Consider the following 4,753-nt stretch of genomic DNA (forward strand, 5'->3'; position numbering starts at 1 on the left):
AGTCGGACAGCCTCAAGCCGGTCGCCGACAAGCTCAAGCTGCAGATCCAGACCGTCGACAACCTGACCCGCACGCCGAACCCGGCGCTGGGCGATGCGCCGTTCAACAACGCCAAGTTCCTGACTGCGCTGTTCTCCAACGACGCGATCAAGAACAAGCGCAACACCGAGGCGGTGGAAGTCGCGCCGACCGTGCTGGTTTCCGGCCGCGTGGTCGAGTTCCGCCCGGCGAGCAAGCGCGCCCTGGCCGACGTCGATGCGGCGATCCGCCAGCGCGTGACGCTGGAAGAAGCGGCGCGCCTGGCACGCCAGGCCGGCGAAGCCAAGCTCAATGCCGTCAAGGCCTCGGGCGACGCCACCGGCTTCGGTGAAACGAAGGTGCTGTCGCGCACCACGCCGCCGACCGTCAACCAGGCTGCCGCCATCGCCGTGCTGAAAGCCGACGTGAGCAAGCTGCCGGCCTACGTCGGTGTGGAAGTGCCGGGCCAGGGCTACGGCGTGTACCGCATCGGCAAGGTCTCGCAGCCGGCCCAGCCTGACGAAGCGCGCCGCAAGCAGGAAGCGCAGCAGATCGCCGAACTGGCGGGCCAGCAGACCATGGTCGACTATGTCGAAGCGCTGAAGGTCAAGGCGAAAGCCAAGGTCAGCGTCAAGGGTTCGGAACTCGGTAACAACGACAGCGGCCAGTAATAGCGGACGCTGGATGTGAAAAAGCCCGGCTGCGTGAGCAGTCGGGCTTTTTGTTTTGTTGGTGCCGGCGATTGAATCCGAGGGTCTGCTAACCCTACGTTGAATGCAATGTGCGCGCGGCGCGCAGGAAGTCTTCCGGCGCGATGTCATCCAGCGCCAGCGCTTGCGCTTGCGGGTACTGCACGAAGTTGCGGTCGATCGAACGCAGATAAGCCGGGTCGTAGTGTTCCTCCAGTAGCTGGTCGACCACCTCGGCCATCGCGCCGTTATTGGCCAGTCCTTGCCAGGCTTCGATCCGGGCGCGCCCGTGCAGCTGCACCAGATGCTCCAGCTGGCCGTTGAGGGTCGCGGGATCGGCGCAGAAATGCTCGTAGTCCTGCATCAAGAGGCGCACGCGGTTCGGGCGCGACAGGTTCAGCGCGATGCACGGTGCGGCGCGCATGCGCTCCATCACCAGGCCCGGCACGCGCAGGTTGCCGACCTTCTTGCTCTCGGATTCGACGAACACCGGTTTCGACGGATCGAAGCGGCGCAGCTGGTCCCAGATCTGGCTCTCGAACCACTTCTGGGTCGGTTGCGGTTCGTGCGGCAGGTGGCCCAGCACCGAGCCGCGGTGGGCGGCCAGCTTTTCCAGGTCCAGTACCTGGGCGCCGATGCCGTGCAGCGTCTCCAGCAGGCGGCTCTTGCCGCTGCCGGTGGTACCGCAGATCACGCGCCAGCTAAGTGCCGGCGGGTCTTCCAGCGCCGTGCTCACATGCGCGCGATAGTTCTTGTAGCCGCCTTCGAGCTGCACCACCGGCCAGCCGATGCGCGCCATGATATGCGCCATCGATCCGCTGCGGTTGCCGCCGCGCCAGCAATACACCAGCGGGCGCCATTCGCGCGGCTTGTCGGCGAAGAGCGTCTCGATGTGGCGCGCGATGTTCGCCGCCACGATCGGCGCGCCGACCTTCTTGGCCTCGAACGCGCCTTGCTGCTTGTACAGCGTGCCGACGCGGATGCGCTCCTCGTCGTTCAGGACCGGGCAGTTGATCGCGCCGGGAATGTGGTCGTGCGCGTATTCCGACTCGCTGCGCGCATCGATGATGGTGTCGAAACTGTCGAGCTGCGCCAGGATGGCGTCGAAGCCCAGGACTTCTGGATATTTCATTGTTTCTTGATGAGACTGGAGAACTGCGGCCAGATGTTATTCAGGATGATCGGATGCGCCTGCGCGGTCGGATGCAGGCGGTCTTGCTGGAACAAGGTGGGCTTGTCGGCCACGCCTTCGAGCATGAAGGGCACCAGCGGCGACCTGGTGTCGTTCGACACCGCCTTGAACATATTGAAGAAGCGCTCGGTGTAGGCGCGCCCGTAGTTCGGCGGCATGCGCATGCCGACCAGCAGCACGCGCGCCTGCTTGGCCTGCGACTGCTTGATCATCTCGCGCAGGTTCGCTTCGGCCGACGGCACCGGCAGGCCGCGCAGGCCGTCGTTGGCGCCCAGTTCGATGACGACGATGTCGGGCCGGTGCTGGCCGAGCAGGGCCGGCAGGCGCGCGCGCCCGCCGCTGGTGGTCTCGCCGCTGATGCTGGCGTTGACCACCTTCGCGGCGATCTTTTCCGATTTGAGTTTCTGTTCCAGCAGCGCGACCCAGCCCGCGCCGCGCGCGATACCGTATTCGGCCGACAGGCTGTCGCCGACCACGAGAACGGTTTTTGGTGCAGAATAGGCGCTCGCCGTCGTAGCCAGGGTCATAGCAACACCGAGCGCTGCGCCGACAGTCAATTTTTTAAGAAAAGCAAGCATGCGTGATCATCCCGAGGCATTCAAACACAACGCCACCCTCGACGCCGGCGCAGCGCCGGCGATCCAGGTGAACGCCCTAGCGAAGAAGGTTGCGGACGCCAGCGGCGAACTCACCATCTTGCAAGACATCGATTTTAAAGTAGAACCGGCTGAGACGCTCGCGCTGGTCGGCGCGTCCGGCTCGGGCAAGTCCACGCTGCTTGGCCTGCTGGCCGGCCTGGACACGCCGACCTCGGGCACCGTGCTGCTCGATGGCACCGACATCTTTGCCCTCGACGAAGACGGACGCGCCGCCTTCCGCAAGGCCAAGCTGGGCTTCGTGTTCCAGTCGTTCCAGTTGCTGGGTCACCTGACCGCGCTCGAAAACGTGATGCTGCCGCTCGAACTGCGCGGCGACGCCGACGCGCGCGCCAAGGCCACCGAGATGTTGGGCCGGGTCGGCCTGTCGAGCCGCCTGACGCACTATCCCAAGTTCCTGTCCGGCGGCGAGCAGCAGCGCGTCGCGCTGGCACGCGCCTTCGTCACCGAACCGCCGCTGCTGTTCGCCGACGAACCGACCGGCGCGCTCGATGCGGTCACCGGCGAGGCGGTGATTCAGTTGATGTTCGAACTCAATCGCGAGCGCGGCTCGACCCTGGTGCTGGTCACGCACGACAGCGCGATGGCGGCGCGCTGCGGCCGCACACTCACCATCGCCGCCGGCCGCATCGTCGCCTGACGGCGCAAAGCCTCAACGCGGCGCGTGCTCGCGCACCAGGCGATTGAGCACCTGGCGCAGCGCCGCCGGCAGTTCGCCCGCGGTCAGCCCGATCGGGCCGATTCCCTGCGCCACCAGTTGGTCGGCCGCCGCGCCGTGGATCCAGGCGGCGCCGATCGCCGCTTCCCAGCCCGGCCAGCCCTGCGCCAGCAGCGCGCCGCACAACCCCGCCAGCACGTCGCCGGTACCGGCCGTGGCCAGGCCCGCATTGCCGGTCGGGTTGATCACCACTTCGCCATCGGGCCGCGCGATCACGCTGCCCGAACCCTTCAGGATCACGGTCGCATTCATGCGCAGCGCCATTTCGCGCGCCGCTTCCAGCCGGTCGCCTTGCACCACGGCGACCGTCATGCCGAGCAGGCGCGCGCCTTCGAGCGGATGCGGGGTCAGGATGCTGGGCGCGCTGCGCTGCGCCAGGCGTGACTGCATGTCCGGGCTGGCGCCGATCAGGTTCAGGGCGTCGGCGTCGATCACCAGCGGGCTGTCGCTGTCGAGGGCCTTGGCCATCAGGCGGATCGCATTCGCCGAGTCGCCCATGCCGGGGCCGATCACCAGCGTGCGGCCGAAGAAATCGAAGTCGTCGGCCTGGCGGAACATGAGTTCGGGCTGGGTGCTGTCGTAGCCGGGGCCCGCGCCGAGCGAGGCCACGAACACGCGCCCGGCGCCGGCGTACAGCGCGCTGCGCGCGGCCAGTACCGGCGCCCCGGCCATGCCGTGCGCGCCGCCGACCACGGCGACGTCGCCGAAACTGCCCTTGTGCGAGTTGCTGCGGCGCGCCGCCAGGTGGCCCGCGAACAGGGCGATGTCGCCGCTCGCGGCGGCGGCGCGCGGCAGCACGCTGTCGTCGACGCCCAGCATGTCGACCCGCACCTGGCCGGCGTGATCGCGTCCGTCGGCGGTATGCAGGCCTGGCTTGTTGCCGAGGAAGGTGATGGTGTGGGTGGCGCACACCGCAATGCCGTCCGGGCCTATCACGGCGCCGGTGTCGGCATCCAGGCCGCTCGGCACGTCGAGCGCCAGGATCGGGCAGCGCAGCGTCGACAACGACGCCACCAGCTCGCGCACTTCGCCCTCCAGTGGACGCGTGAGTCCGATGCCGAACAGGCCGTCGATCACCAGGCCCCATTCGGCGTCCGGCGGCAGCATGTCGATCCAGCCGACCGTGCCGGAGCGGGCGCGTTCGTAGGCGGCGGCAGTGGCGCTCGATGCTTCCGCGCGGCCCGGCAGGTGCAGTACCGTGGCGTCGACGCCGGCGTCGGCCAAGTTGGCGGCGACCTCCAGCGCGTCGCCGCCGTTGTTGCCGGGACCGGCCAGTACCAGCACCGGCAGCGCGCGCGAGTTGCCCAGCAGTTCCAGTGCGTACGCGCTGGCGGCCTGGCCGGCGCGCGTCATCAGCGTCCCGGCAGGCAGGTTGGCATAGGCCGCTTCCTCGATGGTGCGGATCTGGGCGACGGTATAAAGACGATGTTCCATGCTTGACTTGAAGAGTGGGTTCGATGTCATTGTCGTGCATTTTCGC

Annotated in this window: 4 protein-coding genes and 1 pseudogene; 2 read left to right on the top strand and 3 right to left on the bottom strand. The window is 67.7% G+C overall.

Annotation, left to right across the window (positions count from 1 at the left end; translation table 11 throughout):
* Positions 1 to 689 (top strand): annotated as a pseudogene (locus RTQ83_RS18050) (peptidylprolyl isomerase); the annotation flags it as partial.
* A 94-nt stretch (positions 690 to 783) separates the two neighbouring features.
* Here RTQ83_RS18050 and mnmH read toward each other — a convergent pair.
* Positions 784 to 1,839, bottom strand: a complete 1,056-nt coding sequence (gene mnmH / locus RTQ83_RS18055) for a tRNA 2-selenouridine(34) synthase MnmH (RefSeq protein ID WP_312517427.1) — start codon at positions 1,837 to 1,839, stop codon at positions 784 to 786.
* Complete coding sequence (locus RTQ83_RS18060; RefSeq protein WP_312517430.1) at positions 1,836 to 2,426, bottom strand: arylesterase; 591 nt, start codon at positions 2,424 to 2,426, stop codon at positions 1,836 to 1,838. The genes mnmH and RTQ83_RS18060 overlap by 4 nt, the downstream gene beginning before the upstream one ends.
* A 49-nt stretch (positions 2,427 to 2,475) precedes the next feature.
* Between RTQ83_RS18060 and RTQ83_RS18065 the strand changes: the two genes are divergently transcribed.
* Positions 2,476 to 3,195 carry an ABC transporter ATP-binding protein gene (locus RTQ83_RS18065; protein ID WP_312517433.1) on the top strand — a complete coding sequence of 240 codons (720 nt, stop codon included), beginning with the start codon at positions 2,476 to 2,478 and terminating at the stop codon, positions 3,193 to 3,195.
* Between the two features lie 12 nt (positions 3,196 to 3,207).
* Here the strand turns inward: RTQ83_RS18065 and RTQ83_RS18070 are convergent, their stop codons facing one another.
* The gene (locus RTQ83_RS18070) at positions 3,208 to 4,707 is read right to left on the bottom strand and encodes an NAD(P)H-hydrate dehydratase (RefSeq protein WP_312517436.1); all 1,500 of its coding nucleotides are present in this window, start codon (positions 4,705 to 4,707) and stop codon (positions 3,208 to 3,210) included.
* Positions 4,708 to 4,753 lie beyond the last annotated feature (46 nt).

It is taken from the genome of Massilia sp. (assembly GCF_031995545.1).
Classification (GTDB): Bacteria; Pseudomonadota; Gammaproteobacteria; order Burkholderiales; family Burkholderiaceae_D; genus Telluria.